The organism is Amycolatopsis sp. MJM2582 (assembly GCF_000754115.1).
Classification (GTDB): Bacteria; Actinomycetota; Actinomycetes; order Mycobacteriales; family Pseudonocardiaceae; genus Amycolatopsis; species Amycolatopsis japonica.
In genome coordinates this window covers 1111560-1134511 of sequence record NZ_JPLW01000003.1, presented here as the reverse complement: position 1 = coordinate 1134511, position 22952 = coordinate 1111560, and the positions used below count along the sequence as shown (strand labels likewise).

Sequence of the window (22952 nt, the reverse complement as noted above, 5' to 3'; positions counted from 1 at the left end):
CGCGTGATCCGACGGGCAACACGCGTGATCAGATGGACGGCACGCCCGCGGCGAAGCCTCCACTGCGAGTCGTCCGTCCAGACACACGTGTCGTCCGTCTGATCACGTGTGTCGTCCATCCAGTCACGCAAGACCGCCAGCAGGTCTCCAGGACACGGTTGGCGGCTAGCCCGAAACGCCACTCACGACCACGCCGTCGGCAAGGGGGCGTTCGCACCGGTGATCACGGTGGCGACCCGGTCCCCCGGGATGTCGTGCACGGTCAGCGCGGCCAGGCCCGCGGCGCCGGCGGGTTCCGGGAGGACGCCGAGGGTTTCCGCGCCCAGCCGCATGGCCGCCCGCAGATCGTCGTTCCCGACCAGCACGAAATCGTCCACGAGCGACCGCAGCCGCCGGATGGATCCGGGTTCCGGCGTACGGATCGAGATACCGCCGGCGAACAAGTCGGCCCGGTCGACGGTGATCGGCTCGCCCGCCAGCCAGCTCTTCGCCATCGCGGGCGCCGACGTGGTCCCGACGCCGACGATCCGGACGTCCGGCTTATGCGCCTTGAGCCACAGCGCGACCCCGGCGATCAGCGCGCCGTCGCCGACCGGGAGCACGACCGCGTCGATCCCGTCCTCCCGCGCGAGTTCCAGCCCGATCGTGCCCGCGCCTTCGGAGATCGCGGGCTCTCGGCCGTCGACCACGAAGACACGATCGGGGGCTTCGGCGGCGAAGGCGGCCGCGGCGACCTTCGCCTCGCCATCGACCCGGCGCACCCGCGCGCCCAGCGTCTTCATCCGCCGCAGTTTGACCGGGGAGATGTCGGCGGGGACGAACACCTCGGCCCGCAGGCCGTGCTTCCTGGCGGCGAACGCGATGGCCTGTCCGAAGTTGCCGCTGGTCCCGCACACCATCGTGGCCCCCGGTTCCAGCCCGGCGGCGAAGTAGTCCGCGCCGCGGCCTTTGAAGCTGCGCAACGGGTTCAGCGTTTCGATCTTCACCAGCACGGGCCGGCCGAGCCGTCCGTTCAGCTGTTCGTCGCTGTACTGCGGGGAGTCGAGGAAAACGGGGTCGATCACCTTCGCCGCCTCGGCGACGTTGTCCAGATTCAGGTCCATGTCACTCAAGCTAGGCCGGGAGCCGAGCACGCCGATTGTAAATTTTCCCGCCCGCGTGCAAGATTCTTGCGTGTCCCTCGACGAACTCGACCACCTGCTGCTCGACCTCGTCCAGGCCGACGCGGCCCGTCCCCTGCACGACTTGGGCGACGCCGTCGGCCTCTCCCCCAGCGCGGTCCAGCGAAGGCTGACCCGGCTGCGCGCCGACGGCGTGATCCGCGCCGAGGTCGCCGTACTCGATCCGGAGGCGCTCGGCGCGGGGATGACGTCGGTCATCCTGGTCGCGCTGACCGACGACGACGAGCAAAGCCACGCGGCCTTCCGCGAGCGCATGCTGGCCGAGCCCCGCGTGCAGCACTGCTACAGCATCGTCGGGCAGTGGGACTACGTCGTCGTGCTGCTCACGCCGGATCTCAAGGCGAGCCGGTACCTGTCGAGGAAACTGTTCGACGAGCGCGTCAAACGGTTCGAAACCCTGCCCGCCTTCGAGGTGGTCAAGTCGAGCCAGGCGATCCCGGTGCCCGGCGTCAGCCGTGGATCCGGCCGCTGAGTTCGGCGAGTCGCGATCCCGAACCGCTCCAGCGCAGCGCGATGATCTCCGCCGCGATCGACACCGCGGTCTCTTCCGGGGTCCGCGCGCCGAGATCGAGCCCGATCGGCGAAGACAGCCGTTCGAGTTCCGCTTCGGTGACCCCGGCTTCGCGCAGCCGCGCGAACCGGTCGTCGTGGGTCTTGCGTGAACCCATCGCGCCGACGTAGCCGACGTCGAGCCGCAACGCGACCTCCAGCAGCGGCACGTCGAACTTCGGGTCGTGGGTGAGCACGGCGATCGCGGTGCGACCGTCGACCCGGCCCGCTTCGGCTTCCGCCTTGAGATAGCGATGCGGCCAGTCGACGACGACCTCGTGCGCGTCCGGGAAGCGGGTCTTCGTCGCGAAGACGGGACGCGCGTCGCAGACCGTGACCTGGTAGCCGAGGTACGCGCCCATTTTCGCCATCGCGGCCGCGAAGTCGATCGCGCCGAAGACCAGCAGGCGCGCGGGCGGCTCGAAGGAGTTGACGAAAACCGTCATGCCCTCGCCGCGCCGCTGCCCGTCCGGCCCGTAGTGCAGGGTGCCGGTGCGGCCGCCGGCGAGCATGCCGCGCGCGTCGTCGACGACCGCGTCGTCCATCCGCGACGAACCGAGCGAACCGGCGACGCGATCCGGCCAGACGATCAGGTGCTCCCCGACCATGCCCTCGCGTTCGTGCTCGATCACCGTGACCACGGCGACCGGCTGTCCACTGTGGACCGATTCGACGACGTCGCCGAGCTCGGGCATCGAATCGCGGTCGATGTGCTGGACGTAGATGTCGATGATCCCGCCGCAGGTCAGCCCGACGGCGAACGCGTCGTCGTCGGAAACGCCGTAGCGCTGCAGCACGGGCGCGCGTTCGGCGACCACCTGCCGGGCGAGTTCGTAGACGGCGCCCTCGACGCAGCCGCCGGAGACGCTGCCGGTGACCGTGTCGTCCGGGGCGACGAGCATCGCCGCGCCGGGGCTCCGTGGCGCCGACGAGAACGTCGCCACCACCGTCCCGACCCCCACCGTCTCGCCTGCCGCCCAGCGGCGGTGCAGTTCGTCCAGTACGTCACGCATCGGCGATCTCCACGAGAAGTCGTTCCAAGGTGGCCATGCTGTGCCCGGCGAGCAGCCGATCGAGGTACGGGAGCGCGGCCACGATGCCGGATTGCACGGGAGCGTAACCCGCCCGCCCCGCGTGCGGATTCACCCAGAATACGACGTGCGCGAGCCGCCGCAGCCTGGCGAGCTGTTCGCCGAGCAGGGCGGTGTCGCCTCGTTCCCAGCCGTCGGAGAACACGGTGACCACGGATCGCCTGGCCACGCCGCGTTGTCCCCACCGGTCGAGGAACGCCCGCAGGGTCTCGCCGAGCCGGGTCCCGCCCGCGAAATCGGGGACCGCGGCGGCCGCGGCGAGCATCGCGTGCTCGGGATCGCGCAGCCGGAGCTGGCGGGAGACCCTGGTGAGCCGGGTGCCCAGCGTGAACACCTCGACCCGGCCGGGAGCGCGCCGGGCGACGACGTGCGCGAATCGCAACAGCGCGTCGGCGTACGGCCCCATCGAGCCGGAAACGTCGATCAGGAGGACGAGGCGGCGCGGTTTGGTGCTCCGTCGCCGATACGCCAGGCGGACGGGCTCGCCGCCGCCGGCCAGCATCGCCCGGAGCGTGCGTGACGGGTCGAGAGCACCCCGCCGGGCGGCGCGACGGCGCGGTGAGGATCGCGGCGGGAGCGCCGGACGCAGTTTCGCGAGCAGCTCCCGCAGGTGAGCGCGTTCGGCGACACTCAGCTCGGCGAGGTCGCGGTGGCGCAGGAGTTCTTCGTCGCTCGCCGCCACGCGGAGTTCGTCGGGTTCCGCGCCGGATTCGCCCTGGCCCGCGTGCGCGAGCGTCGCGATCCTGGCGCGCTTCGGCGCCGCTTCCCGGCTTCGGCGTCGTGGTGCGGCTTCCTTTTCGGTGAACCAGCCGTCGAACGCGGCGTCGTAGCGCGGGATGTCGTCGGGATCCGCGCACAGTGTCAGCCGTCCGGCCCAGTACAGCTGTTCGGGATCGGCGAGGTCGATCGCGCTGACGGCTTCGAGATACGCCTGGGTTCGGTGTGCGTCACACGGCAAACCGGCTTCGCGCAATGTCTCCGCGAAGCCGACGAAGCCGGCCAGTGGATCGCTCACCCCTCCATTATGAGCCTCGTCGGGCGAAGGCCGGGGTCTTCTCGCGCAAGGGGCCGATGCCGCCCATGACCGCTGCCAGGGCGGTGAGCTGCGGAAACCGGTCCGCAATGCGGAGCGGAAGCGGCACCGTCCGCTCGGTCAAAGTCCCGTCCAGAGCGGGTTCGATGAGCATCTTGTGCTCCTCCAACTGCTGCTTCTGGGCGAGCCCGACGGCCACGGCCCGCCGGCGCTGCACGCGGGCGAGGTCCCGGGCGGTCAGCGTCCCGCGCAGCAGCGGGGCGGCGAGGATCCGCGCGGCCGCCACGGCGTCCTGCACCGCGATGTTGACGCCCATCCCGCCGACCGGTGACATCGCGTGCGCGGCGTCGCCGATGCAGAGCACGCGGTCCGAGTACCAGTGCGGCAGCTTGGACATCCGCACGTTCAGCAGTTTGACGTCGTCCCAGCCGCGGATCTCGCTCAACTGCTCGTCGTTCCAGCCGAACAGGCCACCGATCCGCTCCCGGAACTTCTCGATGCCTTCGGCCCGCTGTGCGGCGTCCTGCCCCTTCCGGATCAGGTACGAGGTCTGGAAGTAGTCGCCGCGATCCATGGTCACGCCGGCGAGGCCGCCTTCGAAGCGGCCGAACACCTGCGCCTCCTTACCGGTGTCCTCGAGTTTCGGCACCCGGACCCACCAGACGTCCATCGGCACCTCGTACTCCTTCGGCACGAGCCCCGCCTCAGCGCGGATCAGCGAATCCCGGCCGTCGCAGCCGACCACGAGCGACGCCGCCAGTTCCCGCTCCTCACCGTCGGCATCGCGATAGCGCACGCCGCCGCCCTCGCGCAGACCGAGCACCTCGGCGCCCATCTCCAGGGTGAACGTGGGCTCCTCGGCCGCGGCTTCGGCGAGCAGATTCAGGAAATCCCATTGCGGGACCATCGAGATGTACTTGTGCGGCCCGGGGATCCGGCTGAAATCGGCGGCGACGATGGTCGCGTCACCGATCAGCATCCGCATCTTCTCCAGCCGCCGCGAAGGCAATTCCGCGAAGCGATCGCCGAGGCCGAGTTCGTCGAGCAACATCAACGTCGGCGGATGCACCGTGTCGCCACGGAAATCACGGAAGAAGTCCTTGTGCTTTTCGAGAACGGTGACCTCGACCCCGGCCCGCGCCAACAGGAGTCCGAGCACCATCCCCGCCGGACCGCCCCCCACCACACAACACCGTGTACGTCCCATAACCGAGTTGTAGCGCGCGGAATGGGCCGTCGCCATGCATTCGGGTGAGAAGGGGACCTAGGTCCTGAGGCCCGCGATGAGGACCTCGACCATCTTGCGCGCGTTGTAGCGCGGATCGTTTTCGGCGCCGATACAGAGGTTCCCGACACCGCGCATGACTTCGAGCGCCTGCAGATCGGAGCGGATCTGGCCCGCCTCCGCCGCCGCGTCGAGCAAGCGGGCGCACACCGGCAGGAGGGTGTCGAGGAAGTAGGCGTGCAGTGTCTCGAACCCGGCGTTGTCCGACTGCAGGACCGCCGCCAGACCGTGTTTGGTGACCAGGAAATCGACGAAGAGATCGATCCAGCGCCGCAACGCCTCGTACGGGGAATCGCTCGACGCCAGCAGTTCCGGTCCGGCTTCGGCGCACGCGTCGACCTGATGCCGGTAGACGGCGATGATGAGGTCGGCCCTGGTCGGGAAGTGGCGGTAGATCGTGCCCATCCCGACGCCCGCCTTCGCCGCGATGTCGCGAACGGGTGCCTCGACGCCTGACGTGACGAAGACGGCCGCGGCGGCGTCGAGCAGGGTCTTCTCGTTGCGCCGGGCGTCGGCGCGTTTGGCCTTGGTGCCCTCGTCACTCATCACGCACTCCTCCACGAGCTTGCCAAACGGAACGCTGCTCCGTATCGTTAGCGGAGCAACGTTCCGCTTGCTCATCTTGCCATGGAGGACCTCGTCATGCAGTACCGCACCTTGGGCAGGACCGGTGTGCAGGTCAGCACGCTCGCGCTGGGCGCGATGAACTTCGGCGCGATCGGGCGCACCACCCAGGACGAGGCCACGGCCATCGTCGACGCCGCGCTGGCGGGCGGCGTCAATCTCATCGACACCGCCGACATGTACAGCGCCGGCGAGTCGGAGACGATGGTCGGGAAGGCCATCGCCGGCCGCCGCGAAGACATCGTGCTGGCCACGAAGGCGAGCATGCCGATGGGCGAAGAGCGCAATCACCAAGGCGCTTCTCGCCGATGGCTGGTCACCGAGCTGGACAACAGCCTGCGCCGCCTCGGGGTCGACCACGTCGACCTCTACCAGATCCATCGCTGGGACCCGACGACCAGCGACGAGGAAACCCTTTCCGCGCTCACGGATCTTCAGCGCGCGGGGAAGATCCGCTACTTCGGTTCGTCGACGTTCCCCGCGTATCGCATCGTGCAGGCCCAGTGGGCCGCTCGCGAGCACCGGCTGAGCCGGTACGTCACGGAGCAGCCCGGCTACTCGATCCTGCAGCGCGGCATCGAAACGCATGTGCTGCCGGTGACCGAGGAGTACGGGATGGGCGTGCTGGCGTGGAGCCCGCTGGCGTCCGGCTGGCTCTCCGGCGCGGTCCGGGAAGGCCGCGAGATCAGCACGAACCGTTCGGCCGTCCTGCCACAGCGTTTCGACCTGACCCGCCAGGTCAACCGGACCCGGCTGGAGGCCGTCGAACGGCTGGCCAAGGTCGCCGACCAGGCGGGGCTGAGCCTGATCCAGCTCGCGCTCGGCTTCGTCGTCGCGCATCCGGGAGTGACGAGCGCGATCATCGGGCCCCGCACGCTGGAACACCTCGAGTCGCAACTCGCCGCCGCGGACACGGTGCTGCCGTCCGACGTCCTCGACGCGATCGACGAGATCGTCGCCCCGGGCACCGACCTCGCCCCCGAGGAGAAACACGACACCCCGCCCGCGCTGCTCGACGCGTCGCTGCGGCGCCGCTGAACCTCAGGCGAGCAGCTTGTCCAGTTTGGCCCGGACCCTGTCCAGGTCTTCGCTGTACTTGAGCACCGAGCCGAGCGTCCTGGCGGCGGCCGCGGCGTCCAATTCGGACATCCCGAGCGCGAGGAGCGCCTGAGCCCAGTCCAAGGATTCCGCCACCCCGGGCGGTTTCAGCAACTCCAACGCGCGGAGCCGGTGCACCGCCGTCGCGACCTGGGCCGCGAGCGTCTCGCCGAGACGCGGGATCTTGCGGCGCAGGATCTCGACCTCGCGGCCGAGGTCCGGATGTTCCAGCCAGTGATAGAGACAGCGGCGTTTCAGCGCGTCGTGCACCTCCCGCGTCCGGTTGGAGGTGAGCACCACGAGAGGCGGGTGCTCGGCACGCACCTCGCCGAACTCGGGGATCGTCACCGCGTTCTCGTCGAGGAGTTGCAGCAGGAAGGCTTCGAACTCGTCGTCGGCCCGGTCGATCTCGTCGACCAGGAGGACACACGGCGCGGTCTGCAACGCTTTCAGCAGCGGCCGGGAGAGCAGGAACCGTTCGGTGTAGAGGGACTGTTCGGCGGTCTCGACGTCAAGGCCGCCGTCACCTGCGGCTTCGAGCGCCCGCAGGTGCAGCAGCTGGCGGGGGAAGTCCCATTCGTACAGCGCCTGCGCCGCGTCGATCCCCTCGTGACATTGGAGACGGATGAGCGGCATGCCGAGCGCTTCGGCCAGTCCCAGCGCGAGCGAGGTCTTGCCGGTACCCGGTTCGCCCTCGCAGAACAACGGGCGGCCGAGCGCCACGGCGAGGAACCCGGCCGTGGCGATGCCGTCGTCGGCGAGATAGCCGACCGCTTCGAGGGCTTCGGCCAGTTTCTCGGGCGATTCGACGGTCACGGTCTCGATCGTAAGCCCCGGTGAGCCGGAGATCAGCCTGGAAGATCCTCGCGGCGGTCCACGTCGTGCCCGGTGCCGAGGTCACCGCATTCGACGAGCCTCAGGTCCTGGCGTGCGCGGAGCCAGTCGCGGGCGCCCTTGTCCCCGGACGCGCCCGCGACGATCTCCGGCCACCAGCGACGGCCGAGAACCACGGGATGACCGGGAACTCCGTCGTAAGCGGCACGCGCGACGGTGTTCTCATCGGCCCCGTCGGCGACCCGGCGGACCACCTCGGCACCGACCCCGGGCAGATCCACGAGATGGACGACGGCGGCTTCGGCATCGGTTTCGGCGAGCGCGCGCAGACCCGCGCGCAATGACGCACCCATACCGGACTCCCAGTCTTCGACCACGACGGCGGCCTCGGGATCGGGCAGGAGCGCGCGGGCTTGTGCGGCCGAGGCGCCCAGTACCACCCGGACCGGGACGCAGCCCGCTTCGGCGAGCACCCGCAGCGACCGGACGACGAACGGTTCGCCGTCGAGGACCGCCAGTGCTTTCGGTCCGCCGAACCGGCGCCCGGCCCCGGCCGCGAGGAGCAGCCCCGCGACCTCAGCCATGCCTCGCCCTGGTCGGCGGCGCCGAGGCCAGATCGGCCTCGATGGCCCGCGCCGCCGCGAGCAGCGACGGCAGCAGTTCCTTTTCGACCGACTCCGGCGTGGTGCGGCTGGCGTGGGTGGAGAGGTTGACCGCGGCCACGACCTTCCCCCGCCGGTCCCGGATCGGCGCGGCGATCGAGCGGAGGCCCTCTTCGAGTTCCTGATCGACCATCGCGTAGCCCTGCCGGTACACCTTCTCCAGTTCGGCGAGCAGGTCCTTTTGCCTGGTCAACGTATGCGCGGTCAGTTTTTCGAGTTTGGCCGCGTCGAAGTAGCCGTGCAGGTCGTCGTCCTCCAGGCCCGCCAGCAGGACATGCCCCATCGACGTCGCGTGGGCCGGGAAACGGGTCCCGACGTTGATGCTGACGGTCATGATCCGCGAGACGGCCACACGCGCGACGTAGACGATGTCCGGACCTTCGAGCACGGAGATCGAACTCGACTCGCGCACCTCGGCGGAGAGCCGTTCGAGATGCGGCTGGGCGACCTCCGGCAGCGACAGGCTCGACAGGTACGAGTAGCCGAGTTCGAGGACCCGCGCGGTGAGCGAGAAGTACTTGCCGTCCGTGCGCACGTAGCCCAGGTCGACGAGGGTGAGCAGGAACCGGCGGGCGGCCGCCCTGGTCAGCCCGGTCGCCCGGGCGACGTCGCTCAGCGTGAGTTCGGCCGCGTCCTCGTTGAACGCCTTGATCACGGCCAGCCCGCGCTCCAGCGACTGGACATGATGCGCCCCGCGCTCGGTCACCTCGCCTTCGTCCATGGGAGAACCCTAGCTGTCACCTTCTTTCTGAGCGGCAGGCTCACCGAGTTCGGCCAGTACCCGCTGGGCCACCGCGAACGCCGCGTTGGCGGCCGGGGCACCCGCGTAGACGGCGGTGTGCAGCAGCACCTCGGAGATCTCCTGCGCGGTGAGTCCATTGTGGACGGCGGCGCGGACGTGCATAGCGAGTTCGTCGTGGGCGTGCAGCGCGGTGAGCGCGGCCAGGGTGACGCAGCTGCGGGTCTTGCGGTCGAGCCCGTCCCGCGACCAGACCGATCCCCAGGCGCCCCGGGTGATGTAGTCCTGGAACGGGCGGCTGAACTCCGTGGTGCGCGCGACGGCCCGGTCGACGTGCTCGTCCCCGAGGACCTCGCGGCGCACCCTCATGCCGGTCTCGTAGGGGTCTTCGCTCATCGGGCGGCCTCCAGATGTTCGAGGATCAGGGTGTTGAACCGCTCCGGCTGCTCGAAACTCCCCAGATGCGCGGCGTCTTCGACGACCTCGAGCCGCGCGTCCGGGATGCCGCCGGCGATCACCTCGGCGTGCTCGACCGGAGTGGCCGGATCCTGGCCCCCGGCGATGACCAGGGTCCGCGCCGCGATCTTGGGCAGATCGTCGACGAGGTCCATCCGTTCGATGGCCTGGCAGGACGCCGCGTAGCCCTCGGCGGGGACGCCCGCGATCATCTCGCGCAGGTACTCGGCCTGTTCCGGATACGCGGCGGCGTACCCGGTGGTCAGCCAGCGGCCGACCCCGGCCTCGGCGACCGCCGCGGTGCCGTGCTCCCGGACCGTCTTCGCCCGGTCCGCCCACATACTCGGCGGGCCGAGTTTCGCGGACGTGCAGCACAGCACGAGACTCGCGATCCGGTCCGGGGCGTTGACGCCGAGCCACATCCCGGTCATCCCGCCGAGCGACAGCCCGACGACATGGGCTCGTTCGGCACCGTGCTCGTCGAGCAGCGCGAGCAGGTCACCGCCGAGATCCGCGAGCGTGTACGGCCCGGCGGGCACCGGGGAGGCGCCGTGCCCGCGGGTGTCGTACCGGATCACCCGGAAACCCCGCTCCACCAAGGGTTTCACCTGCGGTTCCCACATGCGGTGATCGCTGCCGAGCGATCCGCTGAACACCACGACCGGGCCGTCGGCGGGCCCCTCCGCGACGCTGTGCACCTTCACCGGCTCGGATATCGAAGACCTAGACATCGAAGAACACCGTCTCCCCTTCGCCCTGCAACCGGATGTCGAACCGGTAGCCGTCGCCGGTCTTGGTGGCGATCAAGGTGCCTTGGCGCGCCTCCGGGACCGACGCCAGCACCGGATCCCCGGAGTTGTCGTTGTCTTCGAAGTAGATCCGCGTGACCACCCGGTGGAGGAGCCCGCGCGCGAACACCGAGACGTCGATATGCGGCGCCTGCTCGCCGCCCGCCGGTCCGGGCAGTGGGCCGGGCATGATCGTCCGGATCTCGTAATGGCCGTTCGGATCGGTGGGACAGCGGCCGAAGCCCCGGAACCCGCTCGCGACCGCTCCGCGCGGGTCGTCGGGGTGGTCGAACCGGCCGTCGGCGTCGGCCTGCCAGGTCTCGATCATCGCGTCCGGCACAGGTTCGCCCGCGCCGTCGAGGACGCGGCCGTGGATACGGATCGCGGCCGGCTCGTCCGCGGGGACTACGTCCGGGCCGTCCGGCCAGGGCAGGCCGATGGACAGGTACGGGCCGACGGTCTGGGAAGGCGTCGTCTCCGGCATCAGTGCTCGTCCTCCTCGTCTTCGAAGACCGAAGCCTCGCGGCCGCGCACGACGATGTCGAACTGGAAGGCCAGCGCCCACTCGGCTTCCGTGCGGTCGAGGTCGAAACGCGCGATCATCCGCTGCCGCGCCTTCTCGTCCGGGATGGAGTTGAAGATCGGGTCCTGCGAGAACAGCGGGTCTTCCGGGAAGTACATCTGGGTGACCAGCCGCTGGGTGAACGCGCTGCCGAAGACGGAGAAGTGGATATGCGCCGGCCGCCAGGCGTTGTCGTGGTTCTTCCACGGGTACGCGCCCGGTTTGACGGTGGTGAAGGTGTAGCGCCCTTCGGAGTCGGTGAGCGTCCGGCCCGCGCCGTCGAAGTTCGGATCGAGCGGCGACGGCCAGCGGTCGCCGGTGTGCCGGTACCGGCCGCCCGCGTTCGCCTGCCAGATCTCGACGAGCGAATCGCGGATCGGCCGCCCGTCGCCGTCGAGCAGCCGCCCGGTGACGATGATCCGCTGGCCCTGCGGCTCCCCCGCGTGCCCCTTGGTGAGGTCGTTGTCGAACTCGCCGATCCGGCCAGGGCCGAGCGCGGGCCCGGTGACCTCGGTCAGCAGATGCGGGAGCACGATCAACGGCTCCTTGGGGTGCCGCAGCGCCGTCGACCGGTAACCGGCGGAATCAAGCGGCGGATGCGTGCCTTCCGGATCGCGCCGGTAGCGCGGGAGCCTCAGTTCTGCGGGTGCCGACATGCTGTTCCCTCCAGCGCGGGTCAGTGGGTCACTGGGCTTCGACGACGATGGCCAGCCCCTGGCCGACGCCGATGCAGATGGCGGCCAGACCCCATCGGCCGCCGGTGCGGCGCAGGTGGTGGGCCAGGGTGCCGACGATCCGGCCGCCGGAAGCGCCCAGCGGATGCCCGATCGCGATCGCTCCGCCGTTCACGTTGACGATCTCCGGGTCGAGCTTCGACCAGTCCCGCAGACAGGCCAGCGACTGCGCGGCGAAGGCCTCGTTCAGCTCCACCGCGGCCAGGTCCTCCCAGCCGATCCCGGCCCGCTCCAAGGCGATCTCGGCCGCGCGCACCGGGCCGATGCCGAAGACGTCCGGATCGACACCCGCCGCGCCCCGGCCGGCGATCCTGGCCAGCGGCGCCTTGCCCAGCCGCTTGCCCGCCGCCTCGTCGCCGAGCAGCAGTGCGGAGGCGCCGTCGTTCAGCGGCGACGCGTTCGCGGCCGTGACCGTCCCTTGTGGACGGAAGACGGGCTTCAGCTTCGCGAGCTTCTCCGGGCTGGAGTCCGGGCGGATACCTTCGTCGCGGGTGAGTTCGACCCCCGCGACCGGGACGACGTGGTCGTCGTAGAAGCCCTCGTCCCAGGCGCGGGCGGCGTTGACGTGGCTGCGGACGGCGAACGCGTCCTGCTCGTCGCGGCCGATGCCGTAACGCTCCGCGAGCTGCTCGGTGGACTCGCCGAGCGAGACCGTCCACTGCTCGGGCATCTTCGGGTTGACCATGCGCCAGCCCAGCGCGGTGGAGTACAGCGTCTGGTTGCCCGCCGGGAATGCCTTCTCCGGTTTCTGCATGACCAGCGGCGAGCGGCTCATCGACTCGACCCCGCCGGCGACGGCGAGCGAGGCGTCGCCGACCTGGATCGTCCGGCTTGCCTGCACGACGGCGTCGAGGCCCGAGCCGCACAGCCGGTTCACCGTGGCGCCGGGCACGGTGGTCGGCCAGCCCGCCAGCAGCGCCGCCATCCGCGCGACGTTGCGGTTGTCCTCGCCCGCGCCGTTGGCGTCGCCGAGTACGACCTCGTCGACGGTGGCCGGGTCGAGGTCGTTGCGCTCGGCCAGCGCCCGCAGCACGGTGGCGGCGAGATCGTCCGGGCGCACCCCGGACAGGGCGCCGCCGTACTTGCCGAACGGGGTACGGATGGCGTCGAACAGGAAGACGTCGGTCATGCGCTCGCCCTTTTGAGGTCTCGGAGGATGCGGAGTTCTGCCTCGGTCGGCGCCGGGGTGGTGCCCAGGTCGCCGGACACCTTCAGTTTCCACCCGGTCGCTTCGACGACCTGATCGACCTCTACCCCGGGGTGCAGTTCGGTGAGCGTGAGCTCGGCGGTCTCCGGGTCGGGCCGCATCAGGCCGAGGTCGGTGACCACCAGCGTCGGCCCGGCGCCGGGGAGGCCGAGGCGTTCGCGATCGCCCTTGCCGGTGCCGTGGCCGAACGACGTCACGAAGTCGACCTTCTCGACGAACGTGCGGGGGCTCTGCCGGAGCACCACGAACACCTCGCGGCAGGAGGCGGCGATCTCCGGCGCCCCGCCCGCACCGGGCAGACGCACCTTGGGGTTGGCGTAGTCGGGGCCGATGACGGTGGTGTTGATGTTGCCGAACTTGTCCAGCTGGGCGGCGCCGAGGAAGCCGACGTCGATCCGCCCCGGCTGGAGCCAGTAGTTGAAGACCTCGGGGACGCTGACCACGGCGTCCGCGGTGTCGGCGAGTTCGCCGTCGCCGATGGACAGCGGGAGCCTGGTCGGTTTGGCGCCGAGGCAGCCGGATTCGTAGATCAGTGTCAGGTTCGGCGCGTGCCCGCGGCGAGCCAGGTTGGCGGCCGTGCTGGGCAGGCCGATGCCCACGAAACAGGACATCCCGTCGCCGAGCGCTCGGGCCGCGGCGACGCTCATCATCTCGTCGGAGGTGTACTCGGTCATGCCTTCACTCCCGTCAGCTCGTCGAGCCAGCGGGTGAAGCTCTCCCTGTCCCGGCCGATCGCGTCCCATGCCTGGTAGGCGTCGTTGTCCCGTTCGTAGTAGCCCGCCGCGTACGACGGCCTCGCGCCGCCGGGCACCTCGGCCACGGCGGTGACGGCCCACGACGGCAGCACGATCGCGCCCGGCCGGGGCTCCAGCTCGTCGACGACCTCCTCGACGGTGACCAGCGACCGTTTCGCCGCGAGCACCGCCTCCTTCTGGACGCCGGTGATCCCCCAGATCTGGACGTTGCCCGCCCGGTCGGCGCGCTGGGCGTGGACGATCGTGACGTCCGGGTTGAGCGCGGGGACCGCGGCCAGCCGCTCACCGGTGAACGGGCAGGTGATGGGTTTGATCGTGTCGGTCCGGGCCGGGAGATCGGTTCCGGTGTAGCCGCGCAGGACGGCGAACGGCAGGCCCGAAGCACCGGCGACGTACCGATTCGCCATACCCGCGTGGCTGTGTTCCTCTATCTCCAGTGGCACCGGCCAGGAGTGCTGGACCGCGTCACGGAACCGGTGCAGCGAACCGACCCCGGGGTTTCCGCCCCACGAGAAGATCAGCTTGCTCGCGCAGCCCGCGCCGATCAGCTGGTCGTAGACGATGTCCGGCGTCATGCGGACCAACGTCAGGCCGGTGCGGCCCTGGCGGACGATCTCGTGCCCGGCGGCCACGGGGATGAGGTGCGTGAAGCCCTCGAGCGCGACGGTGTCGCCGTCGTGCACCAGCCGTGCCACGGCCTCCTTCAACGACAGCAGCTCCGCCATCCCCACCCTCCAGGCTGTTCATGACACTGTTCGGATCGCGCACACATGTTCTGCATATGAACATAGCTCAGCTGACGCGACCGTGCAACCGAGCGCGAACGCGGCCAGAACCCGGGATCCGACACAGCGGTCCTTGCACGCGCAACTACCGCATTCAGAGGACTAAGTGCTAGCAGAAGACGGCCGTCGCCCAACGTGGCTCACCCGCCGGTCATGTTCCACCCCTTGAATCCCCTGGTCGCGGAGCTTTTCCGCACCACTCACCATCCCGGGATATCGGACGGTGACGACTCCCCCGCGCAGGGGAAGCGCCTCCCTCATAGCGGGGATTTCCCGTATTTGGGATACCAACCGCCGCACACTAGGCTGAGCGCGTGACCTCGACGATCGCGGTGACCCGGTGGATTCCCGACGAAGCGCTGAAAGTGCTCGCCGAGGCCGGGGAGGTGAAACTGTCGCGCGCCGACCGGCCGCTGACGCCGGACGAACTGCGTGAGTTCGTCCGCGGCTCGTCCGCGATCGTCGGCATGCTGCACGACCGGATCGACGGGGAGGTCGCCGACGCGGCGGGCCCGGACCTGAAGGTCGTGGCGAACGTGGCCGTCGGCTACGACAACATCGACGTCCCGGCGCTGGCCGGCCGCGGCGTCACCGTCACCAACACCCCCGGCGTGCTCACCGACGCCACCGCGGATCTGGCGTTCGGGCTGATCCTCGCGGTCACGCGACGGCTCGGCGAGGGCGAACGGCTGATCCGCTCCCGCACGCCCTGGTCGTTCCATCTGGGTTTCCTGCTCGGCTCTTCGTTGCAGGACAAGACACTCGGGATCGTCGGGCTCGGACAGATCGGGCAGGCGGTCGCGCGCCGGGCGCTCGGTTTCGGCATGCGGATCGTCTACTCAGGACGATCGAGGGCCGCCGAAGACGTCGAGAAGCCCTTGGGCGCGAAGTACATGCCCTTCGACGAACTGCTGCGAAGCTCCGACGTCGTGTCCCTGCACTGCCCGCTGACGCCGGAGACCCGGCATCTCGTCGACGCGGACGCGCTGAAGGCGATGAAACCGGGCGCGTATCTGATCAACACCACACGCGGTCCCGTCGTCCACGAGGCCGCGCTGGCCGACGCGCTCGAAGCCGGGGAAATCGCCGGGGCCGGCCTCGACGTGTTCGAGGCCGAACCCGAGGTCGAACCACGGCTGCTGGATCGCGAAAACGTCGTCTTGACGCCGCATCTCGGATCGGCGACGGTCGAGACCCGTACTGCCATGGCCGTGCTCGCGGCCGAGAACGTCGCGTCGGTGCTCACCGGCGGAAACCCGCTGACGGAGGTTCGTCCATGACTCGTGTGGTCATCGCGCCCGACAAGTTCAAGGGAAGCTTGACCGCGGTCGAGGCCGCGGAGGCGATCGCCCACGGCGTCCGCGACGCGCTGCCCGAAGCCGAGGTTTCGTCCTGCCCGGTCGCCGACGGCGGCGAAGGAACACTCGACGTCCTCGTCGCGGCGGGTGGCCGTCTCGTGAAACTCCCCGTACGCGGGCCGCTCGACGACACAGTCGACGCCCGCTACGTGACACTCGACGGCACGGCCTACATCGAATCGGCCCGCGCCTGCGGGATCGAATTCGTCGAGCCGAGCCCGGAGGTGGCGCTCGCCGCGCACACCTGGGGCGTCGGGGAACTGCTCGCGCACGCGCTCGACAACGGCGCGCGGCGGCTGGTGCTGACCGTCGGCGGGACGGCGAGTACCGACGGCGGCGCCGGGATGCTGGCGGCGCTGGGTGCCGGGGTCTTCGACGCGTTCGGCGCGCCGGTCGGGCTCGGCGGCGGCACGCTGGGCCGGGTCGCCCTGGCCGAACTCGGCCCGGTGCGTGAACGGCTCGGCTCCGTCGAGGTCGCCGTCGCCACCGACGTCACGAACCCGCTGCTCGGCCCTCGAGGCGCGGCCGCGATCTTCGGCCCGCAGAAGGGCGCGGGCCCGCGCGAAGTCGAGCAACTGGACGAGTCTCTGTCCCGCTGGGCGCAGGCGTTGCGGACCGCCGGTGCGCCCGATGTCTCCGATGTTCCCGGAGCGGGCGCGGGTGGCGGAGTCGCGGCGGGCGCGATCGCGGGACTCGGTGCGAGCGTCGAATCCGGTTTCCAGCTCATCGCCGGGCTCACCGGGGTCGCCGGCGCCATCGAACACGCCGACCTCGTGATCACCGGCGAAGGCTCGCTGGACGAGCAGAGCCTCGACGGCAAGGCACCGGCGGGCATCGCGGCCCGCGCACGGGAACACGCGGTACCGCTGATGGTGCTGGCCGGGCGGATCCAGCTGGACGAGAGCCAGCTCACCGGCCTCGGGGTCGTGGGCAGCGCCGCCCTGATCGACCACGCGCCTTCACTCGACCACGCGCGTGCGCACGCGGCGGAACTCCTGCGCGAGCGAGCCGGCGAGCTGGTCCGCGCCTGGGCCCGTACTTGAGCCTGGGCAGCGGCGCCTCCGCTGTGGGTCGTGAGTGGCGTTTCGGGTTCTAACCCGAAACGCCACTCACGACCAGGACCGGCACGCGACGGGACGTAAAGCTGGGACCGCCGGGCTCAGCTGCCGGGCTGGGGCTGGGCCTGCGGAAGTACGGCGAAGGCGACTTCGCCGGTTTCGTCCTGCTGGACGTCGAGGACCTTGTCGTCGAGCAACGCGGCCGCTTCCGGCTCCAAGAACACCTTCGGGCCGCCGTCGGCGCCGAGGACCTTGTCGCCGCTTTCCGGCTCCGGAGCGACGGAAACCGCGAGCTGGGGATTGTCCCCCTGCTGGGAATGCATGGCGAACCGCAGCCCGCCTCCGTCCTGGCCGTTCTCCTGCCCGGTCAGTGCGGTGATCGCCTCGGCGGCGGCTTCGGTGACTGTCAGCATCTCTGCCCTTCCTTCGTCGCGGTCTTGCACTTGACCGACCACGCTAGGGGGTGTCGGCATGGCCCGCCGTCTGAGTGAAGATCATTTCTCGCCGACGTCCGGCTCCTCCTCCGCCAGCCGCATGGCGTGCGACTCACCTTCGCGGATCTCCGCGGGTGTGGTCCCGAACCGGTCGGCGCCACTCCAGTGCTCGGGCGGTTCGACCCCTTCTTCGAGCGGGTCGACGCGGAGTTCGTCCTCGTCGAGCGCCTCACTGGGATCCAGCGTTTCCGGCTCCGCGCTCTCGCGATCGCTCATCGGCCGCTCCCTCCTGGTCGGACGTTGCCCGGGGCGTGCTGTACTCGACCCCGTCCCGGTGGCGTACCCGGCGTCTCCGCAGGCCAAACGGCGGCGCTGTCGCGGGGATCACAGTTTCTCAGGTGGTTCATTAGCTTCACAAGTTTGTGAAACAAGGAGTAGCGTCGTCGGTATGACCACCACCAGGTGGGCGCCAGGGCACCGGATCATCCGGCGCGCGCCGGAGCGGCACCACGAACTCGGCAACCACGCCGCTTGGTACGTCGTCGCCGGCGTCGCCGCCACCGGCCTGCAGGCGGTGTTGTTCCTTCTCCTGCAACCGATCCTCGGCCCGCAGTTGGCGAATCTGGTCGCCCTCGCGGTCACCACCGTCGGGAACACCGAGTTCCACCGCCGGGTCACCTTCGCCACCCGCAAGAGTCACGCGGGCAAGCGGCATTTCCAGGATCTGGTGACCTTCGCCTTCTACGCCGTGTACGGCTCGATCGTGCTCGCGTCCCTCGACGCGGTGATCACCGAGCCGACCGCGCTGGAACAGACCGGCGCGCTGCTCGCGGCCAGCGTCGTGGGCGGCATCGCGCGCTTCGCGGTTCTTCGCTGGTGGGTCTTCGCGCGCCGGAACGCTTAGTCTTCATCGCGTGGCAGAGATCAACGGCCCGCACGACGGCGGCTCGGAACCCGACTACCGCTTCACGCTCGCCAACGAACGGACGTTCCTCGCCTGGCTCCGGACGGCACTGGGCCTGCTGGCCGGCGGCGTCGCCGTCCATCAACTGGTCCCCGATCCGAGCGCGCTGAGCACCGTCCTGGCCGGGCTGTGCGTCGTACTGGCCGCCATACTCGCGGGGAGCGCCTATCCGCGCTGGCGGAGGGTGCAGACCGCGATGCGCACGGGGCGGCCGCTGCCGAAGAGCGGGATGCTGCTCCTGCTGACCGCCGGAATCCTCGTGATCACCCTGACCGCCGCGGCACTGGTCGTCTTCTCGTGAACCCGGCCGATCACGGAGCGCAAGCGGAACGGACGGGGCTCGCCTGGCGCCGGACCGCGCTCGCGGCTACTGGCTGCACACTCCTTCTCTTGCACACCGCGGCCCGGCGAGGATGGGGTACGGCGGTCATCCCGGTCGCCTTCGCGGGGGCCATGGTGGTCACCTTGACCGCCGTCGGCGCGATCCGTGAACGAGCACTGCGCCGTCCGGAAACCCCGAAACCTCTTAACCCGATCCTTGCTGTCACAACGTCGGCACTCGTCGTAGCGACGGCGGCCGCGCTGATTGCGGTGCGCTAAGTCCCGCGCACATCCAGCGACGCCGAAGCCTCTTTTCGCGACACAGAGTCTCGGTTGTATTAAGCCGACTCCGGCGAACGGGCTATCTCTAGTTGAAATCTTTACTGCCGTCCGATCCACGCTTACGATTACGCTGCGTCGCAACGGCGGCAGATGAATCTGATCTTACGGAGCATCTGCCGCCCTCAATCGTTACGGAGTGTTGACCCCTCGACAGCGACGGTCGCAGGGTCGGCCGGGGAGGACGACCATGCAAGCAACTTCAAGCGCGTCCAGAACCGTCACCCCCGATGCGGTCCCCGGATACACGACTCCGGAGCACCTGCCTCGACCGGGCGGACGGCTGACGAAGGAGGACCTCGATCCCCTCGTCAAGGACGCGGGCGACGGGAATCCCGCCGCGATCCAGTCCCTGCTGCGGATGATCGGCCCCGTCGTGGTCCGCTACTGCCGCGCCAGAATGGGCGGCCGCGACCTGTCCTACCTGTCGGCGGACGACGTCGCGCAGGAAGTGTGCATGGCGGTGCTGAAAGCACTGCCCGGCTACCAGGATCGCGGCGGCTCGTTCCTCTACCTCGTGCACGCCATCGCCGCCAACAAGGTCGCCGACGCCTACCGCGCCGTCTCCCGCGACCGGTCGGAACCGGTACCTGAACTGCCGGAACGGCCCATCGGCGACAACGAACCCGAAACCCACGCCCTGCACCTGGACCTCGGTGCCCGCCTCAACCGCCTGCTCTCCACCCTCCCGCGGGTGCAGCAGGAGATCCTCGCCCTCCGCATCGCCGTCGGCCTGTCCGCCGCCGAAACCGCCGAGGCACTCGGGATCTCCGCCGGCAACGTACGCGTGACACAACACCGCGCACTGGCCCGCCTGCGGACGATGGTCAAACAGGACGAGTTCTGATCTTTTCTCCCCTGCCGCAGGTCGTCGATCGGCGGTTCTCAGGCGCCCGGACCCCGCGCCGCCCACTTTCCCCCTTCCCCCGGCCTCCCGCCGGGGTTTCGTCGTATCTCGTGACTCGCGTGAAGGTTTTCCGGGGAGTCGTGAGTGGCAAAGAGGGTTAGAACGCGCATCGCCACTCACGACCCTCGGGCAATACTGCACAAAATTCCCAAATCGGACGCACTGCTCGCAAAAGAGCGTCCTTTTTGGACAGTACGAGGGGTGCTAGGCCTCGGTGGCGAGCCCGCTCGCACCGCGGACTCCCTCACGTAAGGCGATAGGCCCGCCGCGCCGTCCCGTCGAAGAACTCCAGCCGCTCGGCGTCGCTCAGCGAACCCGTGAGCGAAAACGCCGTGTCCACGACGACTTCGTACGCGGCCGCCAGTTCGCAGACCGGCCAGTCGGAGCCGAACATCAGCCGCGAAGCCCCGAACGACTCCAGCACGTGCTCGGACCAGCGCGCCAGCTGCCCGACCTTCCACCGTGCCCAGTCCGCCTCGGTCACCAGCCCCGAAAGCTTGCAGTACACGTTGTCCAGCTCCGCCAAGGCCGCGACACCGTCCGCCCACGGCTGCCATTCGCCCGAGGCGATCGGCGGCTTCGCGGCGTGGTCGAGGACGAAAACCTGATCCGGCAACGCTTTCGCGGCGGCGAGGGCCGCGGGAAGCTGCGGCGGCTTGACCAGCAGGTCGTACGCCAGCCCGGCCTCGCCGAGAGCGGCGAGACCGCGCAGGACCTCTGGCCGCGTCAGCCACGACGGGTCCGGCTCGTCCTCGACCTGGTGCCGGATTCCCACCAGCGGCCCGGAAAACGCGGCCAAGCGCTCGGCGACGTCGGGAGCGGTGAGATCGGTCCAGCCGACGACGCCGGCGATCAGCGGTTCGTCCCGCGCCACGGAAAGGAACTCGCGCGTCTCCTCCTCCGACGAGACCGTCTGCACCAGCACGGTCCCCTTCACCCCCGCCGCCTTCGTCACCGCGCGGAGATCGTCCACTGTGTACGGACGCCGGATCGGTTCCAGCGCCGTGCCGGTCATCCACGGGTAGTCCCGTCGCGACGGGTCCCAAAGGTGGTGGTGCGCGTCGATCACGGCTGTCCTTCCTCCCGCAGCACGGTGTCCTCACGCAACAGTCCCGCACGGATCAGGTCCGTCCACAACTCGCGCGGCACCGGGCGGCGGAAGCGTTCGGCGTTGAGCCGGACCTGGTCCGGATCGTGCGCGCCGACGACGACGGACACCACCGAGGGATGCGCGGCGGGCAGCGCCAGCGCGGCTTGCGGGAGTTCGACACCGTGCCGCGCGCAGACGTCGGCGATCCGCTGGGCGCGTTCGACCAGCTCGGCCGGGGCCTCGGCGTAGTCGTACATCGTGCCCGGTGCCGTGGTGGCGAGGATCCCGGCGTTGAACGCGCCGCCCGCCACCACGTCCACCCCGCGTTCCGCGCACAGCGGGAGGAGATCGTCGAGAGCGGGCTGGTCGAGCAGGGTGTACCGGCCCGCCAGCAGGATCACGTCGAGATCGAACCGGCGGACGAATTCCGCGAGCATCGGCGCTTGGTTCATCCCGGCGCCGATGGCGTCGACGACACCCTGCTCCCGCAATTCGAGCAACGCGGGGAAGGCTCCGTTGACGGTGTCCTCGAAGTGCTCGTCGGGGTCATGCACGTAGACGACATCGACGCGGTCGAGTCCGAGCCGGTCAAGACTGTCCTCAAGCGACCGAAGGATCCCGTCGCGGCTGAAGTCCCACCGTCGTTTGTACGCGGCGGGAACGACGAACCCCTGCGAGTCGGTCCGCGAAGCGCCGTCGGGATCGGGCTCCAGTACCCGGCCGACCTTGGTCGACACCACGAAGTCCGCGCGGGGATACGCCGAAAGCGCCGCGCCCAGCCGTCGTTCCGACAGGCCGAGACCGTAGTGCGGGGCGGTGTCGAAATAGCGGATGCCTTCGTCCCACGCCTGGCGGACGGTCGCTTCGGCCGTCTCGTCGGTGATGGCGTGGTACAGGTTGCCCAGCTGCGCGCAGCCGAGCCCCAGCGGGGACAGGGGAAGCTTCACGGAAGCTCCCAGACGAGGCCGATCCCCGAATCGTTGCCCGAGTAGTCGTCCTCGACGTCGAGCAGTTCGGACATCCGAGCTTGCCAGGGAATATTGGCCGGATGATCGCGCAGGACCGCGCGCATCTTCGCGTAGTCCTCGACCTCGACCACGTGGAACAGGTCGAGACCGTCCCGCCAGATCCGCCACGAACGCACCCCCGCACCGCGCAGGGCTTCGTCCAGGTCGGGCGGGATGACGGCGTGGACCGACTCGTATTCGGCCTCCTTGCCCGGCTTCAGCCGGGTGTGGAGTGCCACTCTTTGTAGTGCGACACCGTGGGTCACCGCGCCTCCTTCATTCGAAACATGGCACTCTGTCAACTAACACTCAAACATCCGAGGTCTTCGGGGAGGGCGGTGGAACATGCCGGTCACCGATGTCGCGATCGACAAGATCAAGGACATGATCATCTCCGGCGAGCTTGCTCCGGGCGACAGGCTGCCGAAGGAGGCCGAACTGGCCCAGCGGCTCGGCCTGTCCCGCAGTTCGCTGCGCGAAGCGGTGAAGGCGCTGTGCCTGATCCGCGTGCTCGACGTCCGCCAGGGCGACGGGACGTACGTCACCAGCCTCGAACCGAATCTCCTCCTCGACGCGATGACGTTCGTGGTGGACTTCCACCGCGACGACACCGTGCTGGACTTCCTCGCCGTCCGCCGGATCCTCGAACCGGCGGCGACGGCGCTGGCCGCACTGCACATGAGCGACGAGGACATCGCGGAACTAGGCCGCCTGCTCGACGAACTGGCCGACTCGCCGACGGTGGAGGCGCTGGTCGCGAACGACCTGCAGTTCCACCGCAAGATCGCCGACGGCTCCGGCAATCCGGTGCTGTGCTCGCTGCTGGACAGCCTGTCCGGCCCCACCGCGCGCGCCCGCATCTGGCGCGGGCTCACCCAGGAGGGCGCGGTCGCGAAGACCCGCGAGCAGCACACGGCGATCTACGAGGCCATCGCGGCCCGTGAACCCGAACTCGCGCGTTCGTGGGCCACCGTGCACGTGGCCGGGGTGGAGCAATGGCTCCGCAACGCGCTCGGCACCGCCGACGACCCCACCACGGCCGCCGAAGCTTCCTGACACCGCTCTCTCCTCTCTCACGCCCTCTAACCGGC

At 69.7% G+C, this 22952-nt stretch carries 28 protein-coding genes and 1 pseudogene; 9 read left to right on the top strand and 20 right to left on the bottom strand.

Features of this window, described 5'->3' with window-relative positions:
- Positions 1 to 182 precede the first annotated feature (182 nt).
- Complete coding sequence (locus ED92_RS24155) at positions 183 to 1103, bottom strand: threonine/serine dehydratase (protein ID WP_037342201.1); 921 nt, start codon at positions 1101 to 1103, stop codon at positions 183 to 185.
- A 70-nt stretch (positions 1104 to 1173) separates the two neighbouring features.
- On the opposite strand from ED92_RS24155, the gene ED92_RS24150 reads away from it, so the two are divergent.
- A complete protein-coding gene (locus tag ED92_RS24150) occupies positions 1174 to 1653 on the top strand; it encodes an Lrp/AsnC family transcriptional regulator (RefSeq protein ID WP_037342200.1) in 480 nt (159 codons plus the stop codon).
- Here the strand turns inward: ED92_RS24150 and ED92_RS24145 are convergent.
- Genes ED92_RS24145 through ED92_RS24130 form a run of 4 tightly spaced genes read right to left on the bottom strand, consistent with a single transcriptional unit; the run spans position 1631 to position 5685 of the window.
- Complete coding sequence (locus tag ED92_RS24145; RefSeq protein WP_037342199.1) at positions 1631 to 2743, bottom strand: XdhC/CoxI family protein; 1113 nt, start codon at positions 2741 to 2743, stop codon at positions 1631 to 1633. The two genes, ED92_RS24150 and ED92_RS24145, sit on opposite strands and share 23 nt — an antisense overlap.
- Entirely contained in the window at positions 2736 to 3836 is a 1101-nt protein-coding gene (locus ED92_RS24140; RefSeq protein ID WP_037342197.1) for a VWA domain-containing protein, read from the bottom strand. Before ED92_RS24140 ends, ED92_RS24145 begins: the two co-directional genes overlap by 8 nt.
- 7 nt (positions 3837 to 3843) lie before the next feature.
- Positions 3844 to 5061 (bottom strand): FAD-dependent oxidoreductase, encoded by a 1218-nt coding sequence (locus ED92_RS24135; RefSeq protein ID WP_081975914.1) that lies wholly within the window; start codon positions 5059 to 5061, stop codon positions 3844 to 3846.
- A 57-nt stretch (positions 5062 to 5118) separates the two neighbouring features.
- Positions 5119 to 5685 carry a TetR/AcrR family transcriptional regulator gene (locus ED92_RS24130; protein ID WP_037342195.1) on the bottom strand — a complete coding sequence of 189 codons (567 nt, stop codon included), beginning with the start codon at positions 5683 to 5685 and terminating at the stop codon, positions 5119 to 5121.
- 96 nt (positions 5686 to 5781) lie between these two features.
- On the opposite strand from ED92_RS24130, the gene ED92_RS24125 reads away from it, so the two are divergent.
- A complete protein-coding gene (locus tag ED92_RS24125; RefSeq protein ID WP_037342615.1) occupies positions 5782 to 6801 on the top strand; it encodes an aldo/keto reductase in 1020 nt (339 codons plus the stop codon).
- A gap of 3 nt (positions 6802 to 6804) precedes the next feature.
- Here the strand turns inward: ED92_RS24125 and ED92_RS24120 are convergent, their stop codons facing one another.
- From ED92_RS24120 to ED92_RS24075, 10 genes are read right to left on the bottom strand one after another with little or no spacing between them, the layout of a single operon-like run.
- Positions 6805 to 7677, bottom strand: a complete 873-nt coding sequence (locus ED92_RS24120; RefSeq protein WP_037342193.1) for a MoxR family ATPase — start codon at positions 7675 to 7677, stop codon at positions 6805 to 6807.
- Between the two features lie 32 nt (positions 7678 to 7709).
- A complete protein-coding gene (locus ED92_RS24115; protein ID WP_037342192.1) occupies positions 7710 to 8279 on the bottom strand; it encodes an NTP transferase domain-containing protein in 570 nt (189 codons plus the stop codon).
- Positions 8272 to 9078 carry an IclR family transcriptional regulator C-terminal domain-containing protein gene (locus ED92_RS24110; protein ID WP_037342191.1) on the bottom strand — a complete coding sequence of 269 codons (807 nt, stop codon included), beginning with the start codon at positions 9076 to 9078 and terminating at the stop codon, positions 8272 to 8274. Before ED92_RS24110 ends, ED92_RS24115 begins: the two co-directional genes overlap by 8 nt.
- Positions 9079 to 9087: 9 nt before the next feature.
- Positions 9088 to 9492 (bottom strand): 4-carboxymuconolactone decarboxylase, encoded by a 405-nt coding sequence (gene pcaC / locus ED92_RS24105; RefSeq protein WP_037342190.1) that lies wholly within the window; start codon positions 9490 to 9492, stop codon positions 9088 to 9090.
- Positions 9489 to 10283 (bottom strand): 3-oxoadipate enol-lactonase, encoded by a 795-nt coding sequence (pcaD, locus tag ED92_RS24100; protein WP_037342188.1) that lies wholly within the window; start codon positions 10281 to 10283, stop codon positions 9489 to 9491. The genes pcaC and pcaD overlap by 4 nt, the downstream gene beginning before the upstream one ends.
- A complete protein-coding gene (gene pcaG, locus ED92_RS24095) occupies positions 10276 to 10824 on the bottom strand; it encodes a protocatechuate 3,4-dioxygenase subunit alpha (protein ID WP_037342187.1) in 549 nt (182 codons plus the stop codon). The genes pcaD and pcaG overlap by 8 nt, the downstream gene beginning before the upstream one ends.
- Positions 10824 to 11558, bottom strand: coding sequence for a protocatechuate 3,4-dioxygenase subunit beta (pcaH, locus tag ED92_RS24090; RefSeq protein ID WP_037342185.1), 735 nt, complete (start codon positions 11556 to 11558; stop codon positions 10824 to 10826). Before pcaH ends, pcaG begins: the two co-directional genes overlap by 1 nt.
- 28 nt (positions 11559 to 11586) lie before the next feature.
- Positions 11587 to 12765, bottom strand: coding sequence for a thiolase family protein (locus tag ED92_RS24085; protein ID WP_037342184.1), 1179 nt, complete (start codon positions 12763 to 12765; stop codon positions 11587 to 11589).
- Positions 12762 to 13517 (bottom strand): CoA-transferase subunit beta, encoded by a 756-nt coding sequence (locus ED92_RS24080; protein ID WP_037342182.1) that lies wholly within the window; start codon positions 13515 to 13517, stop codon positions 12762 to 12764. The genes ED92_RS24085 and ED92_RS24080 overlap by 4 nt, the downstream gene beginning before the upstream one ends.
- The gene (locus ED92_RS24075; RefSeq protein ID WP_037342180.1) at positions 13514 to 14323 is read right to left on the bottom strand and encodes a CoA transferase subunit A; all 810 of its coding nucleotides are present in this window, start codon (positions 14321 to 14323) and stop codon (positions 13514 to 13516) included. Before ED92_RS24075 ends, ED92_RS24080 begins: the two co-directional genes overlap by 4 nt.
- A gap of 374 nt (positions 14324 to 14697) precedes the next feature.
- On the opposite strand from ED92_RS24075, the gene ED92_RS24070 reads away from it, so the two are divergent.
- Positions 14698 to 15663: a D-glycerate dehydrogenase gene (locus ED92_RS24070; protein ID WP_037342179.1), complete on the top strand. Its 966-nt coding sequence runs from the start codon at positions 14698 to 14700 to the stop codon at positions 15661 to 15663.
- Entirely contained in the window at positions 15660 to 16784 is a 1125-nt protein-coding gene (locus ED92_RS24065) for a glycerate kinase (protein WP_037342177.1), read from the top strand. The genes ED92_RS24070 and ED92_RS24065 overlap by 4 nt, the downstream gene beginning before the upstream one ends.
- 116 nt (positions 16785 to 16900) lie before the next feature.
- Here ED92_RS24065 and ED92_RS24060 read toward each other — a convergent pair whose 3' ends face one another.
- Both ED92_RS24060 and ED92_RS24055 read right to left on the bottom strand, forming a co-directional pair.
- Positions 16901 to 17212, bottom strand: coding sequence for a hypothetical protein (locus ED92_RS24060; protein WP_037342176.1), 312 nt, complete (start codon positions 17210 to 17212; stop codon positions 16901 to 16903).
- 96 nt (positions 17213 to 17308) lie between these two features.
- Positions 17309 to 17509 (bottom strand): annotated as a pseudogene (locus ED92_RS24055) (hypothetical protein); the annotation flags it as partial.
- A 172-nt stretch (positions 17510 to 17681) separates the two neighbouring features.
- Here ED92_RS24055 and ED92_RS24050 point away from each other — a divergent pair.
- From ED92_RS24050 to shbA, 4 genes are all read left to right on the top strand, one after another.
- Positions 17682 to 18137, top strand: coding sequence for a GtrA family protein (locus tag ED92_RS24050; RefSeq protein WP_016336342.1), 456 nt, complete (start codon positions 17682 to 17684; stop codon positions 18135 to 18137).
- A 10-nt stretch (positions 18138 to 18147) separates the two neighbouring features.
- Positions 18148 to 18498, top strand: coding sequence for a YidH family protein (locus ED92_RS24045; RefSeq protein WP_037342175.1), 351 nt, complete (start codon positions 18148 to 18150; stop codon positions 18496 to 18498).
- The gene (locus tag ED92_RS43825; protein ID WP_081975897.1) at positions 18495 to 18797 is read left to right on the top strand and encodes a DUF202 domain-containing protein; all 303 of its coding nucleotides are present in this window, start codon (positions 18495 to 18497) and stop codon (positions 18795 to 18797) included. The genes ED92_RS24045 and ED92_RS43825 overlap by 4 nt, the downstream gene beginning before the upstream one ends.
- A 250-nt stretch (positions 18798 to 19047) precedes the next feature.
- Positions 19048 to 19704 (top strand): RNA polymerase sigma factor ShbA, encoded by a 657-nt coding sequence (shbA, locus tag ED92_RS24040; protein WP_016336345.1) that lies wholly within the window; start codon positions 19048 to 19050, stop codon positions 19702 to 19704.
- Positions 19705 to 20008: 304 nt separating this feature from the next.
- On the opposite strand, the gene ED92_RS24035 is transcribed toward shbA, so the two are convergent.
- Genes ED92_RS24035 through ED92_RS24025 form a run of 3 tightly spaced genes read right to left on the bottom strand, consistent with a single transcriptional unit; the run spans position 20009 to position 22100 of the window.
- A complete protein-coding gene (locus ED92_RS24035) occupies positions 20009 to 20833 on the bottom strand; it encodes an amidohydrolase (protein WP_037342173.1) in 825 nt (274 codons plus the stop codon).
- Positions 20830 to 21801 (bottom strand): aldo/keto reductase, encoded by a 972-nt coding sequence (locus ED92_RS24030; protein ID WP_037342172.1) that lies wholly within the window; start codon positions 21799 to 21801, stop codon positions 20830 to 20832. The genes ED92_RS24035 and ED92_RS24030 overlap by 4 nt, the downstream gene beginning before the upstream one ends.
- Positions 21798 to 22100 carry an L-rhamnose mutarotase gene (locus tag ED92_RS24025; protein ID WP_016336348.1) on the bottom strand — a complete coding sequence of 101 codons (303 nt, stop codon included), beginning with the start codon at positions 22098 to 22100 and terminating at the stop codon, positions 21798 to 21800. Before ED92_RS24025 ends, ED92_RS24030 begins: the two co-directional genes overlap by 4 nt.
- 106 nt (positions 22101 to 22206) lie before the next feature.
- Between ED92_RS24025 and ED92_RS24020 the strand changes: the two genes are divergently transcribed.
- Positions 22207 to 22917 carry a FadR/GntR family transcriptional regulator gene (locus ED92_RS24020; protein ID WP_016336349.1) on the top strand — a complete coding sequence of 237 codons (711 nt, stop codon included), beginning with the start codon at positions 22207 to 22209 and terminating at the stop codon, positions 22915 to 22917.
- Positions 22918 to 22952 lie beyond the last annotated feature (35 nt).